14 protein-coding genes are annotated in these 17,951 nt (G+C 73.3%); 3 read left to right on the top strand and 11 right to left on the bottom strand.

The features are described from left to right. Nucleotides 1-14: 14 nt before the first annotated feature. From OHT74_RS09670 to OHT74_RS09645, 6 genes are all read right to left on the bottom strand, one after another. The gene (locus OHT74_RS09670) at nucleotides 15-2,144 is read right to left on the bottom strand and encodes a 3-hydroxyacyl-CoA dehydrogenase NAD-binding domain-containing protein (RefSeq protein WP_266662614.1); all 2,130 of its coding nucleotides are present in this window, start codon (nucleotides 2,142-2,144) and stop codon (nucleotides 15-17) included. Beyond that, a complete protein-coding gene (locus OHT74_RS09665) occupies nucleotides 2,141-3,367 on the bottom strand; it encodes a thiolase family protein (RefSeq protein ID WP_266997582.1) in 1,227 nt (408 codons plus the stop codon). Before OHT74_RS09665 ends, OHT74_RS09670 begins: the two co-directional genes overlap by 4 nt. A 190-nt stretch (nucleotides 3,368-3,557) precedes the next feature. After that, nucleotides 3,558-4,301, bottom strand: a complete 744-nt coding sequence (locus OHT74_RS09660) for a ferritin-like domain-containing protein (protein ID WP_328620034.1) — start codon at nucleotides 4,299-4,301, stop codon at nucleotides 3,558-3,560. Between the two features lie 119 nt (nucleotides 4,302-4,420). Then, nucleotides 4,421-5,692, bottom strand: a complete 1,272-nt coding sequence (locus OHT74_RS09655; protein ID WP_266997586.1) for a ribonuclease D — start codon at nucleotides 5,690-5,692, stop codon at nucleotides 4,421-4,423. A 125-nt stretch (nucleotides 5,693-5,817) separates the two neighbouring features. Beyond that, nucleotides 5,818-6,480 (bottom strand): helix-turn-helix transcriptional regulator, encoded by a 663-nt coding sequence (locus OHT74_RS09650; RefSeq protein ID WP_007267191.1) that lies wholly within the window; start codon nucleotides 6,478-6,480, stop codon nucleotides 5,818-5,820. 306 nt (nucleotides 6,481-6,786) lie between these two features. After that, nucleotides 6,787-7,443 carry a DUF3000 domain-containing protein gene (locus OHT74_RS09645; protein WP_266634219.1) on the bottom strand — a complete coding sequence of 219 codons (657 nt, stop codon included), beginning with the start codon at nucleotides 7,441-7,443 and terminating at the stop codon, nucleotides 6,787-6,789. Nucleotides 7,444-7,534: 91 nt separating this feature from the next. Between OHT74_RS09645 and hemE the strand changes: the two genes are divergently transcribed. Continuing rightward, nucleotides 7,535-8,638 carry a uroporphyrinogen decarboxylase gene (gene hemE / locus OHT74_RS09640; protein ID WP_443047328.1) on the top strand — a complete coding sequence of 368 codons (1,104 nt, stop codon included), beginning with the start codon at nucleotides 7,535-7,537 and terminating at the stop codon, nucleotides 8,636-8,638. A 93-nt stretch (nucleotides 8,639-8,731) separates the two neighbouring features. On the opposite strand, the gene OHT74_RS09635 is transcribed toward hemE, so the two are convergent. Both OHT74_RS09635 and OHT74_RS09630 read right to left on the bottom strand, forming a co-directional pair. Next, nucleotides 8,732-10,129 carry an FAD-dependent oxidoreductase gene (locus tag OHT74_RS09635; RefSeq protein WP_328620033.1) on the bottom strand — a complete coding sequence of 466 codons (1,398 nt, stop codon included), beginning with the start codon at nucleotides 10,127-10,129 and terminating at the stop codon, nucleotides 8,732-8,734. A 60-nt stretch (nucleotides 10,130-10,189) separates the two neighbouring features. After that, nucleotides 10,190-11,182 (bottom strand): DUF4349 domain-containing protein, encoded by a 993-nt coding sequence (locus OHT74_RS09630; RefSeq protein WP_328620032.1) that lies wholly within the window; start codon nucleotides 11,180-11,182, stop codon nucleotides 10,190-10,192. A 192-nt stretch (nucleotides 11,183-11,374) separates the two neighbouring features. Here OHT74_RS09630 and hemG point away from each other — a divergent pair, with 192 nt between their 5' ends. Next, nucleotides 11,375-12,835 (top strand): protoporphyrinogen oxidase, encoded by a 1,461-nt coding sequence (gene hemG / locus OHT74_RS09625; RefSeq protein WP_328623291.1) that lies wholly within the window; start codon nucleotides 11,375-11,377, stop codon nucleotides 12,833-12,835. A 23-nt stretch (nucleotides 12,836-12,858) separates the two neighbouring features. Then, complete coding sequence (hemQ, locus tag OHT74_RS09620) at nucleotides 12,859-13,572, top strand: hydrogen peroxide-dependent heme synthase (RefSeq protein ID WP_328620031.1); 714 nt, start codon at nucleotides 12,859-12,861, stop codon at nucleotides 13,570-13,572. 131 nt (nucleotides 13,573-13,703) lie between these two features. Here hemQ and OHT74_RS09615 read toward each other — a convergent pair whose 3' ends face one another. From OHT74_RS09615 to OHT74_RS09605, 3 genes are all read right to left on the bottom strand, one after another. Beyond that, nucleotides 13,704-15,386 (bottom strand): alpha/beta fold hydrolase, encoded by a 1,683-nt coding sequence (locus OHT74_RS09615; protein ID WP_328620030.1) that lies wholly within the window; start codon nucleotides 15,384-15,386, stop codon nucleotides 13,704-13,706. A gap of 165 nt (nucleotides 15,387-15,551) precedes the next feature. Then, nucleotides 15,552-16,634 (bottom strand): TIGR04222 domain-containing membrane protein, encoded by a 1,083-nt coding sequence (locus OHT74_RS09610; RefSeq protein ID WP_328620029.1) that lies wholly within the window; start codon nucleotides 16,632-16,634, stop codon nucleotides 15,552-15,554. After that, complete coding sequence (locus OHT74_RS09605) at nucleotides 16,631-17,935, bottom strand: DUF692 domain-containing protein (protein ID WP_443047327.1); 1,305 nt, start codon at nucleotides 17,933-17,935, stop codon at nucleotides 16,631-16,633. Before OHT74_RS09605 ends, OHT74_RS09610 begins: the two co-directional genes overlap by 4 nt. Between the last annotated feature and the right edge of the window lie 16 nt (nucleotides 17,936-17,951).

Raw genomic sequence — 17,951 nt, 5'->3', positions numbered from 1 at the left:
CGGGCGTACAGGCCTCAGGCCGGGACGCTCGCCAGACCCGGGGCGAGGAACTTCTTGCCGTTCACGCGCTCCGAGACACCCTCGCGGTCCAGGTACGGCGTCACGCCGCCCAGGTGGAAGGGCCAGCCGGCGCCCGTGATGAGGCAGAGGTCGATGTCCTGGGCCTCGGCCACGACACCCTCCTCCAGCATCAGGCCGATCTCCTGCGCCACCGCGTCCAGGACGCGGTCGCGGACCTGCTCCTCGGTCAGGACGACATCGCCCTGGACCAGGAGCGCGGCGACCTCGGGGTCCAGCTCCGGCTTGCCGGAATCGTAGACGTAGAAGCCGCGCTTGCCGGCCTTGACGACCGCAGCGAGGTTCGGGGAGACGGTGAAGCGCTCCGGGAAGGCGCGGTTCAGGGTCTCCGAGACGTGCAGACCGATCGCCGGGCCCACGAGCTCCAGCAGCACCAGCGGGGACATCGGCAGGCCGAGCGGCTCGATGGCCTTCTCCGCCGTGACCACCGGGGTGCCCTCGTCGATGACGTTCTGGATCTCGCCCATGAAGCGGGTCAGGATGCGGTTCACGACGAACGCCGGGGCGTCCTTGGTGAGGACCGCGGTCTTCTTCAGCTTCCGCGCGACACCGAAGGCCGTGGCCAGCGAGGCGTCGTCCGTCTGCTCACCGCGGACGATCTCCAGCAGCGGGAGGATCGCGACCGGGTTGAAGAAGTGGAAGCCGACCACGCGCTCCGGGTGCTGGAGCTTGGAGGCCATCTCCGACACCGACAGCGAGGAGGTGTTGGTGGCGAGGATCGCGTGCGCCGGGGCGACCGCCTCGACCTCCGCGAACACCTTCTGCTTGACGGACATCTCCTCGAACACGGCCTCGATGATGAAGTCCGCGTCCGCGAAGCCCTCGGCCTTGTCCAGGACACCGGTCACCAGGGCGGTCAGGCGGTTGGCCTTGTCCTGGTTGATGCGGCCCTTGCCGAGCAGCTTCTGGATCTCGGCGTGGACGTAGCCCACACCCTTGTCCACGCGCTCCTGGTCGATGTCGGTGAGGACCACCGGCACCTCCAGGCGGCGCAGGAAGAGCAGCGCCAGCTGCGAGGCCATCAGGCCCGCGCCGACGACGCCGACCTTGGTGACCGGACGGGCCAGCGACTTGTCCGGGGCGCCGGCCGGGCGCTTGGCGCGCTTCTGGACCAGGTTGAAGGCGTAGATGCCCGAGCGCAGCTCGCCGCCCATGATGAGGTCGGCCAGGGCCGTGTCCTCGGCGTCGAAGCCGGCCTGGAGGTCGCCGTCCTTGGCCGCGGCGATGATGTCCAGCGCGCGGTAGGCGGCGGGAGCGGCGCCGTGCACCTTGGAGTCCGCGATGAAGCGGCCCTTGGCGACGGCCGCGTCCCAGGCCTCGCCGCGGTCGATCTCGTCGCGGACGACCTCGGTGGTGCCGTTCAGGACGTTCGCGGTCCACAGGAGCGACTGCTCCAGGAAGTCCGCGCCCTCGAACAGCGCGTCGGCGATGCCCAGGTCGAAGACCTGCTTGCCGCGCAGCTGCTTGTTCTGGTTGAGCGAGTTCTCGATGATCACCGAGACCGCGCGCTCGGCGCCGATCAGGTTCGGCAGGATGGCGCAGCCGCCCCAGCCGGGAACCAGGCCGAGGAAGACCTCGGGCAGCGAGAAGGCCGGGATGGCCTTCGAGACGGTGCGGTAGGTGCAGTGCAGACCGACCTCGACACCGCCGCCCATCGCCGCGCCGTTGTAGTACGCGAAGGTGGGGACGGCCAGCGCGGACAGACGCTTGAAGACGTCGTGGCCGCCCTTGCCGATGGCGAGCGCCTCGTCGTGCTGCTTGAGCAGCTCGACACCCTTGAGGTCGGCGCCGACCGCGAAGATGAACGGCTTGCCGGTGATGCCCGCGCCGACGATGGAGCCCGCGAGGGCCTCCTGCTCGACCTGGTCGATCGCCGCGTTCAGGTTGGCGAGGGACTGCGGGCCGAAGGTGGTCGGCTTGGTGTGGTCGAAGCCGTTGTCCAGCGTGATGAGCGCGAAGCGCCCGGCGCCGAACGGCAGGTCCAGGTGGCGGACGTGCGCGGACGTGACGACCTCGTCCGGGAACAGCTCGGCCGCGCCCTTCAGGAGCTCAGCGGTGGTGCTCACTTGGAGTCTCCCTCGGCGTTGAAGTTGGGGTTCTCCCAGATGACCGTGGCGCCCATGCCGAAGCCGACGCACATGGTGGTCAGGCCGTAGCGGACGTGCGGCTGCTCCTCGAACTGGCGGGCCAGCTGCGTCATCAGACGGACGCCGGAGGAGGCCAGCGGGTGGCCGAACGCGATCGCGCCGCCGTACTGGTTGACGCGGGCGTCGTCGTCGGCGATGCCGTAGTGCTCCAGGAACGCGAGGACCTGGACCGCGAAGGCCTCGTTGACCTCGAACAGGCCTATGTCCTCGATGGACAGGCCGGCCTGGGCGAGGGCCTTCTCGGTGGCCGGGATCGGGCCGTAGCCCATGACCTCCGGCTCGACACCCGCGAAGGAGTACGAGACGAGGCGCATCTTGACCGGGAGGTTGTTCTCGCGGGCGAAGTCCTCGGACGCGATGATCGCGGCGGTGGCACCGTCGTTGAGACCGGCGGCGTTGCCCGCGGTGACCCGGCCGTGCGTACGGAACGGGGTCTTCAGGCCGGCCAGGTTCTCCAGCGTGGTACCCGGGCGCATCGGCTCGTCGGTGGTGACCAGGCCCCAGCCCGTCTCACCGGCCGCCTCGTTGGTGTTGCGCACCGAGATCGGGACCAGGTCCTGCTGGATCTTGCCGTCGGCGTACGCCTTGGCGGCCTTCTCCTGCGAGCGCACGGCGTACTCGTCGGCGCGGAGCTTGGTGATCGTCGGGTACCGGTCGTGCAGGTTCTCGGCGGTCATGCCCATGAAGAGGGCGGACTCGTCGACCAGCTTCTCGGAGACGAAGCGCGGGTTCGGGTCGACGCCCTCACCCATGGGGTGGCGGCCCATGTGCTCGACACCGCCGGCGAGGGCGACGTCGTACGCACCGAAGGCCACGCCGCCCGCGACGGCGGTGACGGCGGTCAGCGCGCCGGCGCACATGCGGTCGATGGAGTAGCCCGGGACGGACTGCGGGAGGCCCGCGAGGATGCCGGCGGTACGGCCCAGCGTCAGGCCCTGGTCACCGATCTGCGTGGTCGCGGCGATGGCGACCTCGTCGATCTTCTTGGGGTCCAGGTCCGGGTTGCGGCGCAGCAGCTCCCGGATCGCCTTCACGACGAGGTCGTCGGCGCGGGTCCCGTTGTAGATGCCCTTCGGGCCCGCCTTGCCGAACGGGGTGCGGACGCCGTCGACGAAGACGACGTCCCTGACGGTACGAGGCACGTTGGCTCTCCTCCAGGTGCGGGTGTGCACTGCTGCGCGGGGGCGCGGTCGGCCGGTGGCTGAGCGCCCGCTCACCCGGTCATGCTACTTGCCGGTAACCGGCGTGCACACCCCCTCCGGGAGGAGCGGCGAAGGTCACACTCCGGCGGCGCCGTTGCCGGGGGCTCCGCCCCCGGACCCCCCCCGCGCCTCAAACGCCGACAGGGCTGGATTCGGCGGTGGCGGGGGCGGGAGTCGTGGACATCGCCCTGGCCAGGGGGCCGGAGGAGCGGATCACGTCCGCGGTGAACCGGCGGCGCCGGATGCCGAGGTGGCGCAGTGCCGGGCCGTGGTCCGCGACGACGACCACGGCCGCGCCCGCGAGCAGGGCCTGCCAGGTCAGGGTGGCGGCCCGGCGGGCCGGCGCCGGGAGGGGTGCCAGTGCCTCGCGCAGCCGCCGGCAGTGGAAGGGGACGTGGCGCTCCTCGTCCGCGAGGATCCGCCCCGCCACCTCCGCCGCCAGGGGATCGGGGGCCCCGTCCCGCACCGCCCGGTAGTACCCCAGGGCCACGGCCTCCGCCACCATCAACACCAGCAGTTCCACCCGCAGCCCCAGCAGCCTGCGCAGCCGTACGAACACCGCGTCGCTCCAGTGCCCGTCCAGGGTTCCGGCCCCGCCCGCCGCCAGCAGCAGCGCCAGCATCCGGGCGTGGTTCTGCTCCTCGGCCACGAAGAGCCGTACCGCCTGCGCGTACACCGGGTCCCCGGCCCGGTCCGCCTTGCCGATCAGGGCCGAGCCGTCCCCGTCCTCACCGACCTGGAACCGCTGCAGGCTCCGTACGAGCGCCGGATCGAGCTCGGCCCCCCGGTCCCACTCCGGATCCCCGACCGCCGCGCGGCGCTCCCGCTCGGCCTCGAAGTCGCGTACCCATGCCTCGTACCCGTCGTTGATCATGTTCAAAAAGCTAGCTGGGTTTGAGCGTGTTCAAAAGCGGCTCCGGGTCCCTGTTGCGGAACCGGGACAGAAAGAGCCCCCGGCCGGTGGGGCCGGGGGCTCTCTCGGAAGCCGGGGCGTCAGGTGGTCGCGGCCAGGGCCGTGACCAGCGCCGGCGTCACCTGTTCGATCTGCCAGGGACGGGCGCCGTGGACCGCGAGGGCCTGCGCCACCGCGTCCGCCTCGAGCCGCTGCGGCGGCTCCCAGCACAGCCGGCGGACCGTGTCCGGGGTGATCAGGTTCTCCTGGGGCAGGTTCAGCCCCTCCGCGAGCGCCGAGACGGCGGTGCGCGCCGCAGCCAGCCGCGCCGCGGCCGCCGGGTCCTTGTCCGCCCACGAACGCGGCGGCGGGGGACCCGCCGGGGTCGCCCCCGGCTGCGGCAGCGCGCTCTCGGGCAGGGCCTTCGCCCGGTCCACGGCGGCCATCCACTGCTCCAGCTGGCGCCGGCCCATCCGCTGCCCGTACCCGGGCAGGGCCGACAGCGCGTGCAGGTTCGCCGGCAGCGCGAGCGCGGCCTCGACGATCGCGGCATCCCCCAGCACCTTGCCGGGCGACACGTCACGCCGCTGCGCGATCCGGTCCCGGGACTCCCACAGCTCCCGCACGACGGCCATCTGACGGCGCCGGCGCACCTTGTGCATGCCGGACGTACGGCGCCACGGATCCTTGCGCGGCGGCGCGGGCGGGGCGGCGGCGATGGCGTCGAACTCCTGCCGGGCCCATTCCAGCTTGCCCTGCCGGTCCAGTTCCTTCTCCAGCGCGTCCCGCAGGTCCACCAGCAGCTCCACGTCGAGCGCGGCGTAGCGCAGCCACGGCTCGGGGAGCGGGCGGGTGGACCAGTCGACGGCGGAGTGGCCCTTCTCCAGCGCGTAGCCGAGCACGCTCTCGACCATCGCGCCCAGTCCGACCCGCGGGAAGCCGGCGAGGCGGCCGGCCAGCTCGGTGTCGAACAGGGAGGTGGGAACCATGCCTATTTCGCGCAGGCACGGCAGGTCCTGGGTGGCGGCGTGCAGGATCCACTCGGTGCCGGACAGGGCCTCGCCCAATGCGGACAGGTCGGGGCAGCCGACCGGGTCGATCAGCGCGGATCCTGCGCCCTCGCGGCGCAGCTGCACCAGATAGGCGCGCTGGCCGTAGCGGTATCCGGAGGCGCGCTCGGCGTCGACGGCCACGGGCCCGGTGCCCGCGGCGAAGGCCGCGACCACGCGGGCGAGTGCGTCCTCGTCGGCGACCACCGGAGGGATCCCCTCACGGGGCTCGAGCAACGGAATCGGCGCCTTTTCGACGTCGTCCGGGGGGCCGCCCCCGGTGGTGGTGCGCAGGTCTGCTGCGGTCTCTTGGGCGTCGGTCACCGCTCAAGGGTATCCGCGGATACGGCGCGCCCGTCGCCGGAACGTTCCGTCGACGGGCGCGAGGTGGAGGCTCGGGTGTTTCCCCGGCTTCCCCGGGAGTTTCCCCGGGAGCCGCCGGGCGGGTGTCAGTGGATGATCCCGGTCCGCAGGGCAACGGCGACCATCCCGGCCCGGTCGCCGGTGCCCAGCTTGCGGGCGATCCGGGCGAGGTGGGACTTGACGGTCAGGGCGGACAGGCCCATCGAGACGCCGATGGCCTTGTTGGACTGGCCCTCCGCGACGAGGCGCAGGACCTCGACCTCGCGGCCGGAGAGCTCGCGGTAGCCGCCCGGGTGGCTCGGGGCACCCGGGGGGCGGCGGTGCATACGGGCGGCGGCAGCGCCGATGGGGGCGGCGCCGGGCCGGGTGGGGAGCCCGATGTTGGTCCGCGTGCCGGTGACGACGTAGCCCTTCACTCCGCCCGCGAGGGCGTTGCGTACGGCGCCGATGTCGTCGGCGGCGGACAGGGCCAGGCCGTTCGGCCAGCCGGCGGCCCGGGTCTCGGACAGCAGGGTGAGACCGGAACCGTCGGGCAGGTGTACGTCGGCCACGCAGATGTCGCGCGGGCTGCCGACGCGGGGGCGGGCCTCCGCGATGGACGACGCCTCGATCACGTCACGGACTCCGAGGGCCCACAGATGGCGGGTCACGGTGGAACGCACGCGCGGGTCGGCCACGACGACCATGGCCGTCGGCTTGTTCGGGCGGTAGGCGACCAGGCTTGCGGGCTGCTCGAGAAGAACGGACACCTAGGCCTCCTGGGGGAGTGGCGGGACGGCCGGCTCGGGGAAGGAAGCCGGTGCGAACCGTGCGGATGGTCACTGACTCCTTCGGCACGTCACCCGCCCGGCTTTAGGGAATGATCACGATTTGGTGAGTAACAATTCGGGCAATTCGGACGCACGATCGATCATCGGGTGATCAGAAGCCCACAACGGGCGCCCGGTTCCGACACCCCGCCTCCGGCGCTCGATCGGCCGTTCTACGGGGCGCGGTGCATTCGGACGAAGTGCAGACCCGTTGGACCGCCCGGGTGGCGCCGTACGGCGCTACGGCTACGGGTGGTGCGGACCGCGCCGCTGTGGCAGGGAGACCACACCCGTCCCCGAGTCCGTCGGCCCGACCGGCGGGAGCCCCGCGATCTGGCACAGCAGCTCGCACCACGCCGACAGGTGCGCCGAGGTGTCCGGCACCCCGCCCACGCCCTCGCGCGGCGTCCACGAGGCTCTGATCTCGATCTGCGTGGCCGGCCGCCGCTCCGCGAGTCCGCCGAAGTAGTGCGAGCTCGCCATGGTCACGGTCCCGCTCGCCTCCCCGTACGCCAGGCCGCGCGCCTCCAGCGCCCCGGTCAGCCAGGACCAGCACACCTCGGGGAGGAGGGGGTCGGCGGCCATCTCGGGCTCGAGCTCGGCGCGTACCAGCGTCACCAGCCGGAAGGTCCCGTGCCAGGCCTCGTGCCCGGACGGATCGTGGAGCAGGATGAGCCGGCCGTCGGCCAGGTCGTCCTCGCCGTCCACGACCGCGGCCTCCAGGGCGTAGGCGTGCGGGGCCAGGCGCTGGGGCGGTCTGGTGGGGTCGATCTCGATCCCCGGACGCAGGCGCGCCTTCTTCAATCCGTCGACCGCGCGTCGGAACGGGAGCGGGACGGAGCTCTCCTTCGCGCTGTCCACACCGTCAGCGCCATCTGAAAATCGTCCCTGAGCCGCAGCCATGCGGGGAAGACTAGGCGGAACGAGCGTCGGTGCGGCGCAGGGACACCCGCGCCGGGCCGGGCACTTCTTCATACGTGCGAAGATTTGGCGCGTGAGCGCCAACGACCTTCCCCTCGCGCACGGCTCCGCCGGCGCCGGGGAGACCCCATTCCAGGGCCAGCCGAGTCAGACGTACGATTCCGCCTTCCTGAAGGCGTGCCGGCGGGAGCCGGTGCCGCACACCCCGGTGTGGTTCATGCGGCAGGCCGGGCGCTCGCTCCCCGAGTACCGCAAGGTGCGCGAGGGGACCCAGATGCTGGAGTCGTGCATGCGGCCCGACCTGGTCACGGAGATCACGCTCCAGCCGGTCCGCCGCCACAACGTGGACGCGGCGATCTTCTTCTCCGACATCGTGGTCCCGCTGAAGGCCATCGGCATCGACCTGGACATCAAGCCGGGCATCGGCCCGGTCGTCGCCCAGCCGATCCGCCGCCGCGAGGACCTCGCACAGCTGCGCGACCTCACCCCGGAGGACGTCTCGTACGTCACCGAGGCGATCGGCATGCTCACGGGTGAACTGGGCGCCACGCCGTTGATCGGTTTCGCCGGTGCGCCTTTCACCCTCGCGAGCTACCTGGTCGAGGGCGGCCCGTCGAAGAACCACGAGCACACCAAGGCCCTCATGTACGGCGACCCGGAGCTCTGGGCCGACCTGCTGGACCGCCTCGCGGAGATCACCTCCGCCTTCCTGAAGGTCCAGATCGAGGCCGGCGCCTCCGCGGTGCAGCTCTTCGACTCCTGGGTCGGCGCGCTGGCCCCGGCGGACTACCGCCGCTCGGTGATGCCGGCGTCGGCGAAGGTCCTGGAGTCCGTCGCCTCGTACGGGGTCCCGCGCATCCACTTCGGGGTGGGCACGGGCGAGCTGCTCGGCCTGATGGGCGAGGCCGGTGCGGACGTCGTGGGCGTCGACTACCGAGTCGCGCTCGACGAGGCCGCCCGCCGCGTCGGCCCCGGCAAGGCGCTCCAGGGCAACCTGGACCCGGCGGTGCTCTTCTCCACCGAGGAGGCCGTGCGCGCGAAGACGGACGAGGTCCTCGCGGCGGCGTCGGGCCTGGAGGGCCACGTCTTCAACCTGGGCCACGGCGTCCTCCCGACGACCCCCCCGGACGCCCTGACCCGCCTGGTGGACTACGTCCACACCCGGACGGCCCGCTGATCCGGACAGGCTCGACAAGATCGCGCAACTGGGCCGGCCGCCTGCTGGAGCCGGTCCGGTCCGAACTGCGCTCCGCGGGCCGGGGCCAGGGCCTCAGGTAGCTGCCCGCACCGCCGAGACGGCCTTGCGGGCGGCCACCAGGACGGGGTCCCAGACCGGGGAGAAGGGTGGGGCGTAGCCCAGGTCCAGGGATACGACCTGGTCCACCGTCATGCCCGCCGTCAGGGCGACCGCCGCGATGTCCACCCGCTTCGCGGAGCCCGCGCCGCCGACGATCTGGACACCGAGCAGGCGGCCCGTGCGGAGTTCCGCCAGCATCTTGACCGTCATGTCCGCAGCCGTGGGGTAGTAGCCCGCCGTCGTCGTCGAGCTGATCGTCGCCGTGACGAACCGCAGGCCCGCTGCCAGGGCGTCCTTCTCGCGCAGGCCCGTACGGGCGATCTCCAGGTCGCAGACCTTGCTCACCGCCGTGCCCACCACCCCCGGGAACGTGGCGTAGCCGCCGCCCACGCCCGAACCGATCACCTGGCCGTGCTTGTTGGCGTGCGTGCCCAGCGGGATGTGCCGCATCCGGCCTGCCACCAGGTCCAGGACCTCGACGCAGTCGCCGCCCGACCAGATGTTCTCGTGGCCCCGGACCCGCATCGAGAGGTCCGTCAGGACGCCGCCGGACTCGCCGAGCGGCAGTCCCGCCGCGCGGGCCAGCGCCGTACGGGGCTCCACGCCGATGCCGAGGACCACCACGTCCGCCGGGTATTCCCCGCCCTCCGCCGTGGCCACCGCGCACACCCGGCCCGCCTCGTCCGTGAGGATCTTCGTGACCTCCGCCCCGGACTCCGTACGGATCCCCATCCGGTTCATCGCGGCGTGCACCAGAGCGCCCATGTCCGGGTCCAGGGTCGCCATCGGCTGCTGCCCGCGGTGCAGGACGGTGACCTCGTACCCCCGCGCGACCAGCGCCTCCGCCATCTCCACGCCGATGTAGCCCGCGCCGACGACGACCGCCCTGCGGCCCTCCGTACGCTCCGGCCCCTCGGTGAGTTCCAGAGATGCCATCAGGCGCTGGCCGTCGTCCAGGGTCTGGACGCCGTGCACCCCGTGCGCGCCGATCCCGGGCAGCCGGGGCCGGATCGGGCGGGCCCCCGTGGCCAGGACGAGCTTGTCGTATCCCGTCCAGGATTCGGATCCGGATTCCAGATCGCGGGCACGGACCCGGCCCCCGGCCACGTCGAGCTCCACCACCTCCGTGCGCATGCGCAGGTCGATGTCCCGGGCGCGGTGCTCCTCGGGCGTACGGGCGATCAGCTCGTCCCGCCCGGGGACCTGCCCGCCGATCCAGTACGGGATCCCGCACGCCGAGTACGAGGTGAAGTGCCCGCGCTCGAAGGCCACGATCTCCAGCTCCGCCGGGCCCTTCAGCCGCCGGGCCTGTGACGCGGCGGACATCCCCGCCGCGTCACCGCCGACCACCACCAGTCGTTCCGTCGCCATCGTCCGCCCCGTCCTCCGCACCGCCGTCTCGTACCGAACACGCTACGGCCGAATGCGTGTTCAGTCCGGGACGTGGGTCTTTTCCGTCGGGTCCGCGGACCGCGCCCCCGGTACGGCCGGGACCTTCTTCGGCGCCAGTCCCGCCTTCGGCTTCGCCGGACGCAGCCGCCGGTACACGCGGAAGCACAGCAGTGCCACCGCGGCCGTCACCGCGAAGGGCAGCAGGACGGCGACCACGAGGGTCAGGTACTGCACGATCGTCGTGAAGACGTTCCAACCGCCGCTCAGGGCGCCCAGGAAGGTCGGCTCCTCGTCCTTCGGCTTCTCCGCCGCCTTGGGCGCCGGCTCCGAGACCTCCATCGTGATCGTGCCCATCGAGGTCTGGTCCTTCAGCGCCGTCTGCTGCGCGAGCAGCGACTCCAGGTCCGACTGGCGCCTGCTCAGCTCGCTCTCCAGCATCACCACGTCACTGAGCGCCGAGGCCTTGTCCATCATCTCCCGCACCCGGGCCACGCTCGCTTGCTGCGACTTGACCCGGCTGTCGACGTCCGCGACCTTCTCGGTCACGTCCTGCGCCTCGACCTTGCGGTTGAGCAGCTTCCCGCTGCCCTCCATCGCGCCGAGCACCGCGTCGAAGCGGTCGCCCGGCACGCGCAGGGTCAGGGTGGACGTCATCCGGCCGTCCTCGCCGCGCTTGGTGGACTCGTTGCCCACGTACCCGCCCGCGCCCTCCGCCGCCGTACGGGCCGCGGCCAATGCCTTCTGCGCGTCCGCCGTCTCGAGGGCGAGCGTCGCCGTACGGATGACGTGCGGGCGTACGGCGGCCGGCTGCTGCCCGTTCTTGGCCGCATCGGAGCCCGAGGTCCCGGCGGCCGCCGGGGGAGCCGCCGCGGCCGCCCCCGGCTTGCCCTGGGCCGCGCCCTCCGGGGCGCCGACCGCGGCCTTGTCGGCCGAGGCCGAGCCGGCGGTGTCCTGGCCGGCGCCGCAGCCGGTGAGCGCGAGCACTCCGGCCAGGGACAGGGCGGCCAGGGCGGCCGCGCTGCGGTGTCTCACAGCGGTGCCTGTATTGCTGGTGCGCATCGGTGGTACCCCCCGAGGATCGGCTGATGTCGCCGTTGTGACGTACAGGGTCCCGTCGTGGGTTTCGCTCTGGCGGTCCCGAGCCGGTCCCGATGCGGTCACGGTCCGGCCTCGGTGATCGGCCGGTGAACGGTCTGAGACGATGTGTCCATGCACGAAGCGGACATGCGTACGGACGACGCAGCAGGCGCGGCGGCCCCGGCGGCCCCGCCTCGCCATGCCGTCGTCATCGGCGGTGGCATCGCCGGCCTCGCCGCGGCCCACCGGCTGCTCGCCGACGGCCTGCGCGTCACGCTCCTGGAGGCCGGGCCGCGGCTCGGCGGCAAGCTGCTCGCCGGCGAGCTCGCCGGCGCCCCCGTCGACCTCGGCGCCGAGTCCGTGCTCGCCCGCCGCCCCGAAGCCCTGGAGCTGGCCCGGGCCGTGGGCCTCGGCGAGGCCCTCCAGCCGCCCGCCACCGCCACCGCCCACCTGTGGACCCGCGGCGCGCTGCGGCCCATGCCGCGCGGCCATGTCATGGGCGTCCCCGGCGACCTGGCCCCGCTCGCCGCCTCCGGGGTGCTCTCCGCCGAGGGCCTGGCCCGGATCGAGGCCGAGCGCGAACTGCCGCCCGCCGAGATCGGCGAGGACGTCGCCGTCGGCGAGTACGTCGCCGCCCGCCTCGGCCACGAGGTCGTCGACCGCCTGGTGGAGCCCCTCCTCGGCGGGGTCTACGCCGGCAACGCCTACCGCATCTCCATGCGCGCCGCCGTCCCGCAGCTCTTCGAGGCCGCCCGTACGCACGCCTCGCTGGGCGACGGCGTACGCGAACTCCAGCACCGGGCGGCCGCGCAGCAGCCCCAGCAGGCCGGGCGGCCCGTCTTCTCCGGCATCGACGGCGGCATCGGACGGCTCCCGCAGGCCGTGGCCGAGGCATGCCGGGCGGCCGGGGCGCGGATCAGCACCGGTACTCCCGTGCGCGAGGTCCTGCGTACCGCCGGGGGCTGGAGGGTCGTCACCGACGCGGAGGCGATCGACGCCGACGCCGTGGTCCTCGCCGTCCCGGCCGGGCCCGCCGCCCGGCTGCTGGACGGGCTCGCGCCGGCCGCGGCCGCCGAGCTGCGGTCCGTCGAGTACGCCTCGATGGCCCTCGTGACGATGGCCTTCCGGCGCTCCGAGCTGCCCGCCGCGATCACCGACGGCGGCGCCAGCGGATTCCTCGTACCGCCCGTCGACGGCCGGACGATCAAGGCCTCCACCTTCTCCAGCAACAAGTGGGCCTGGGCGGGCGCCGACCCCGAGCTCTTCCTGCTGCGCACCTCGGTCGGCCGGTACGGCGACGAGGGCGACCTGGGGCGCGAGGACTCCGAGCTGGTCGGGGTATCGCTGCGCGACCTCGGCGAGGCCGTGGGCCTCGCGGCCCGGCCGGTCGCCTCCACCGTCACCCGCTGGGACGGCGGCCTGCCCCAGTACCCGGTCGGCCACCTCGCCCGCGTGGCCCGGATCCGCGGCGCCGTCGCGGCGCTGCCGGGCCTCGCGGTGTGCGGGGCGCTGTACGACGGCGTGGGCATCCCGGCGTGCATCGCGAGCGCCGGCAAGGCCGCCGACGTGGTGATGGCCACGTTGGGCACCCCTGGCACCGACCACTGATCAGCACACGGGACAATGGACACATGACTGCACCAGAGAAGATTCCCAACGCGGGGAAGAAGGCGAAGGACCTCAACGAGGTCATCCGCTACACCCTGTGGTCCGTCTTCAAGCTGAAGGACGTCCTGCCCGAGGACCGCACCGGCTACGCCGACGAGGTCCAGGAGCTGTTCGACCAGCTGGCCGCCAAGGACATCACCGTCCGCGGCACCTATGACGTCTCCGGCCTGCGCGCCGATGCGGACATCATGATCTGGTGGCACGCCGAGACCTCGGACGAGCTGCAGACCGCGTACAACCTGTTGCGCCGCACCAAGCTCGGCCGCGCGCTGGAGCCGGTGTGGTCGAACATGGCCCTGCACCGCCCGGCCGAGTTCAACAAGTCGCACATCCCGGCCTTCCTGGCCGACGAGGTTGCGCGCGACTACGTCAGCGTCTACCCGTTCGTGCGCTCGTACGACTGGTACCTGCTGCCCGACGAGGACCGCCGCCGCATGCTCGCGGACCACGGCAAGATGGCCCGCGGCTACCCCGACGTCCGCGCCAACACGGTCGCGTCCTTCTCGCTGGGTGACTACGAGTGGATGCTGGCCTTCGAGGCCGACGAGCTGTACCGCATCGTCGACCTCATGCGTCACCTGCGTGCCTCCGAGGCCCGTATGCACGTCCGTGAAGAAGTGCCCTTCTACACCGGACGCCGCAAGTCCGTCGCCGATCTGGTGGCCGGGCTCGCCTGATACCTCCCCTGGGGGGAAGGAACCGGAGTACCGCTCCCTTGACTGGGGAGCGGCCTCCGGTGGATCGGGAGGCTGGTCCGGATGACGGCCTGACCCCCGAAACGACGCAGCCGGAGATCCCGCCCGGAAGTTCAGACGACTGGCGGCAGCAGAGCCCTGGGTACCTTCCCGGGGATTTGTGCTGCCCGGTCGTCCAACGACACCGGTGCGGGCTCCGGATGCGGCGCACACGTGACACGCCACCCCGAGGTGTCACCCGTCAGCAAGTACCGCTCCACGTGACGGTCCACGCAGTCATTGCGTCCGCCGACCACTCCGTGGGCCCCGGCCCCCTCCTCCGTGACCAGCGCGGCCCCGCTGCCGAGCCGCCGTTGCAGCTCCAGCGCGCCCGGGTACGGGGTCGCCCCGTCCCGCTCCGCCGCGACGACCAGCGTGCGGGGGATCGCCTGCGGCTGCTCGCCGACCGCCACCGGCTGCTGCCGCTCGCCGACCGGCCAGTACGCGCACGGCAGGTTCAGGAAGGCGTTGGCCCAGGTCTCGAAGGGCGCCCGGCGTGCCAGTTCGGTGTTGTCGCGGTCCCAGGTCTCCCAATCCGCCGGCCAGGCGGCGTCGTTGCACAGCACCGCCGTGTACACCGCCCGCGCGTTCTCGCGCTCGGCCGCCGACCGAGGGTCCGGGCGGGCCTGTTCGGCCAGCGGGCCCGGATCGCCGGCCAGGAAGGCGCTGAGCGCGGCCGCCCGCTCCTGCCACACGTCGTCGTAGTACGCGGCCTGCAGGAAGGCGGCCTGGAGCTCGCCGGTGCCGACGGTCCCGTCCGCCGGAGTGCGCGCCACCGCGTCCCGCACGCGCTCGTAGCTCGCCTGCACGGCCGCCGGGGTCGCGCCGAGCCGGTACGTGGCGTGGTGCCGGGCCGCCCAGGCGCGGAAGTCGTACCAGCGGCGCTCGAACCCCGGTGCCTGGCCGAGGTTGTCGAGGTACCAGATGCGGCGCGGGTCGGGGTCGACCGCGGAGTCGAGGACCATCCGGCGGACGTGGCCGGGGTGGAGCGTGGCGTAGACGGCGCCCAGGTAGGTGCCGTACGAGGCGCCCATGAAGGTCAGCTTCTCCTCGCCGAGGGCGGCGCGGAGCACGTGCAGGTCGCGGACGTTGTCGAGGGTCGAGTAGTACGGCAGGGCCGCGCCGGCCCGCTGCGCACAGCCGCGGGCGTAGGCCTGGGCGGCGGCGATGCGCTGCTGCTTGTACGCGGCCGAGGGCTCCGCCGGGACCTGGGTGGGGCCCTTCGCGCGGACGGCGGGGTCCTCGCAGGACAGCGGGGCGGAACGGCCGACTCCGCGCGGGGCGTAGCCGACGAGGTCGTAGGCGGCGCCGATGCGCTCCCACTCGGGGAGGCCGCCGACGAGCGGGAAGAACATCCCGGATGCGCCGGGGCCGCCGGGGTTGTAGACGAGGGCCCCCTGGCGCGCGGCGCCGCCGTGGCCGGTGGCGGCGACCCGGCTGACGGTGAGGGAGATCTGCGGCCCGTCGGGCCGGGCGTAGTCGAGCGGAACCCGCAGGCTCGCGCACTGCACGGTGGAGGGCAACTCCTCGACGGAGGCACACCGCCGGAAGCGGAGCCCGCCGGCTCCGGAGGCCCCGGAGGCTTCGGCGGCGCGGCGGGCGACGAGTTCGGCGCCGGCGTTCGCGGCGGCCGCCCTCGCGGCGGAGCCGGCGGTGTTCGGGCCCGGGGTGGTCGCCCGGGCGGGTGGGGACGGGGTGCACAGGGTGAGGGAGAGCACCGCCGCGGCGACTCCGCAGCGGGCGAGCGGAGTCTGCATCACGGGCCACCTTCATCTCTTCGGATGAACCGATGAGATGCGCTGAGCGGGGCCTTGTACAGGATCACCTCCGGGTGTCGGCCGCATTCCCCCCGTTGCCCAGGCCAATGCCGCCCGTAGAGCGGGGTCCGCGAGCACGCGGACCCCGCTCAGTGCCACCGCAGGTCAGGAACTGCTGCTGCCGCAGCTCGACCCGGACGAACTGCTGCAACTCGAACTGCTGGAACAACTGGAGCTGCTGCTCGCGCAGCTGCTGCCCGACGAGGACCCGCAGCCCGAGCCCGAGCCGGAGGAACAGCTCGACCCCGACCCCGAGGACCCGCAGCCGGATCCGGTGGACCCGCAGCCGGACCCGGAGCCTCCCCCGCCGTCGCTGCTGCCCGCGCACCACACGACGGGCAGGACCGCGGCGGAAGACCCGCAGGAGTCCGCCGAGGACGAGGAGGAGGACGACGAGGACGAGCCGCGGCGCGCGGAGCGCGACTGCGCGGCCGCCAGCCTGGTGCTGCGCGCAGCCGGTACCAACTGCTCCCGCAGGTACGGGTCCCGCAGGCCGCGCAGCCCGTACAGGGCGGTCTGCACGTGCGGGGTCTGGTCGTTCAGGTAGTGCGTGCGGATCTCGCGCAGCGCCGCCTGCCCCGCCGGGGTGAGCCGCTGCCTGGCCCGGGCGGCGAGTGCGCAGCCCATGACGATCCCGCCCACCAGGGCAGGGAACACCTTGATGGCGAACGGCACCTGCGGGCCGGACTCGAGCGCCAGCGCCACGAAGGTGAGGGGCAGCGAGAACACCACCCACACCGCGCACACCACCACCTGGATCAGCGCCCAGCGCCGCCACTTCGCCCCCGAGCCGGGAGCGGCGAGCAGCCCGCGGGCGGCCAGCGCGTCGCCGGTCTCCTGGACGGCGGGGTCGAGCATGGCGGCGTACCGCACCTGGTACAGCCAGCCGGACGGGGCCTGCCGAAGGGCCTCGAGCACGGCCCGCTCGGCGGTGTCGCCGGCCCGCGCCCCGGGGTGCACCTGGACGATCCCGGGACCGCCGACCACCAGCCGGCCGTCCCCGAGCAGCGAGACGAGCGCGGAGTCCACGACCGCGCCGGGGCCGCCGGCCATGAACGCGGCCTCGGACAGGTCGTGCAGGCGCGGTGCCGGACCGGCCGACGGCGGGCGGGAGCGCCGCAGGCCGCGCAGCAGCAGGACGGTGGAGACGACGACGGCGATCCAGATCGCGACGGCGAGTACGTTCATGCCGCACGCCCCACGAGGGTCCGGGCCCAGCGCACGATCCGGCGCGGCGGCCGCGCCCCGACCCGGTCCCGCCACCATGAGGTGAGCCGGCGCCGGGCCGCGGGGTCGGCGGGCAGGTCCTGGATCAGCAGGTGCTCGGCGAAGTCGAGGGCGTCCCGCCGGTATCCGGCGGTCATGGGCCGGTTGCGGGCGTACCCGAGGAAGGCCTCGCGGTACGGGTCCTCACCGCCCAGGATCCCGGGCAGCTCGGGCGCGAGCTTTGCGACGACTTCGGCCCGCTTGGCGGCCAGCGCCCGCGCCTGCACCCGTACGCGCTGCCGGTCGAACCCCTCGGGCACGGGCGTCCCGCCCACCAGCGCCGACAACAGCGCCGCCTGCTCCAACGCCACCCGCACCCGGGCCCGCTCCAGCCCCGCCGACGTTCGAGGCGCGGGGTCCGGGGCGGAGCCACGCGGAACCGGGGAAGGGCGGGTGGGGGACAGCCCCGCAGGGCCGACCACATCCCGGATCGCGGCCAGTTCCCCGGCCAGCTCCGCTTCCGCCGGGAAGTCGTCGTCCCGCTCCAGCAGCACCCCCGCCGGCTCCACCCGCCTCCGCAGCTCCGCCAGGATGTCCAGCACCACCGTCGGCACCGGATGCGCATGCGTGTCGTGCCACACCCCGCCCCGCTCCACGCCCCCGGCGACGTGCACGTACGCGAGCGCCTCCAGCGGGATCGCGTCCAGCACGGCGAACGGGTCCTCGCCCCGGTTCACCCGGTTCGTGTGCAGGTTGGCGACGTCGATCAACAGCCGGACCCCGGTCCGCTCCACCAGCTCCGTCAGGAACTGCCCCTCCGTCAGCTCCTCCCCGGGCCACGAGATCAGCGCGGCGATGTTCTCCAGCGCCAGCGGCACGGGCAGCGCGTCCTGCGCGATCCGGACGTTCTCGCACAGCACGTCCAGCGCGTCCCGCGTCCGCTGCACCGGCAGCAGGTGCCCCGCCTCCAGCGCCGGCGAGGCCGTCCGTACGAACGCGATGTGCTCGGTGACGAGCGGCGCCCCCAGCGCCACCGCCCGCTCCCCGAGCGCGGCCAGCTTCCCCGCGTCGGGCCGCTCGGCACCGCCGAGCCCCAGCGAGACCCCGTGCGGCACGACGCGCACCCCGCGCTCGCGCAGCCGCAGCAGTGATGCGGGCAGGTGGCCGGGGCAGATGTTCTCGGCCACCACCTCGACCCAGTCCAGGCCCGGCAGCCGCTCCACCGCGTCAGCGATCTCCGGCCGCCATCCGATGCCCACCCCCAGGTGCGCCATGGTCTTCATGTCCCCTCGCCCCCTC

It is taken from the genome of Streptomyces sp. NBC_00354, assembly GCF_036106915.1.
Taxonomy (GTDB): domain Bacteria; phylum Actinomycetota; class Actinomycetes; order Streptomycetales; family Streptomycetaceae; genus Streptomyces.
This window is presented reverse-complemented; position numbering and strand designations above follow the sequence as displayed.

Excerpts from the sequence above, each read along its gene's own strand:
- OHT74_RS09660 (WP_328620034.1), bottom strand. The coding sequence starts at position 4,301 with ATGATCAACGACGGGTACGAGGCATGGGTACGCGACTTCGAGGCCGAG.
- OHT74_RS09645 (WP_266634219.1), bottom strand. The coding sequence starts at position 7,443 with ATGGCTGCGGCTCAGGGACGATTTTCAGATGGCGCTGACGGTGTGGAC.
- OHT74_RS09635 (WP_328620033.1), bottom strand. The coding sequence starts at position 10,129 with ATGGCGACGGAACGACTGGTGGTGGTCGGCGGTGACGCGGCGGGGATG.
- hemG (WP_328623291.1), top strand. The coding sequence starts at position 11,375 with ATGCGTACGGACGACGCAGCAGGCGCGGCGGCCCCGGCGGCCCCGCCT.
- hemQ (WP_328620031.1), top strand. The coding sequence starts at position 12,859 with ATGACTGCACCAGAGAAGATTCCCAACGCGGGGAAGAAGGCGAAGGAC.
- OHT74_RS09615 (WP_328620030.1), bottom strand. The coding sequence starts at position 15,386 with ATGCAGACTCCGCTCGCCCGCTGCGGAGTCGCCGCGGCGGTGCTCTCC.
- OHT74_RS09610 (WP_328620029.1), bottom strand. The coding sequence starts at position 16,634 with ATGAACGTACTCGCCGTCGCGATCTGGATCGCCGTCGTCGTCTCCACC.
- OHT74_RS09605 (WP_443047327.1), bottom strand. The coding sequence starts at position 17,935 with ATGAAGACCATGGCGCACCTGGGGGTGGGCATCGGATGGCGGCCGGAG.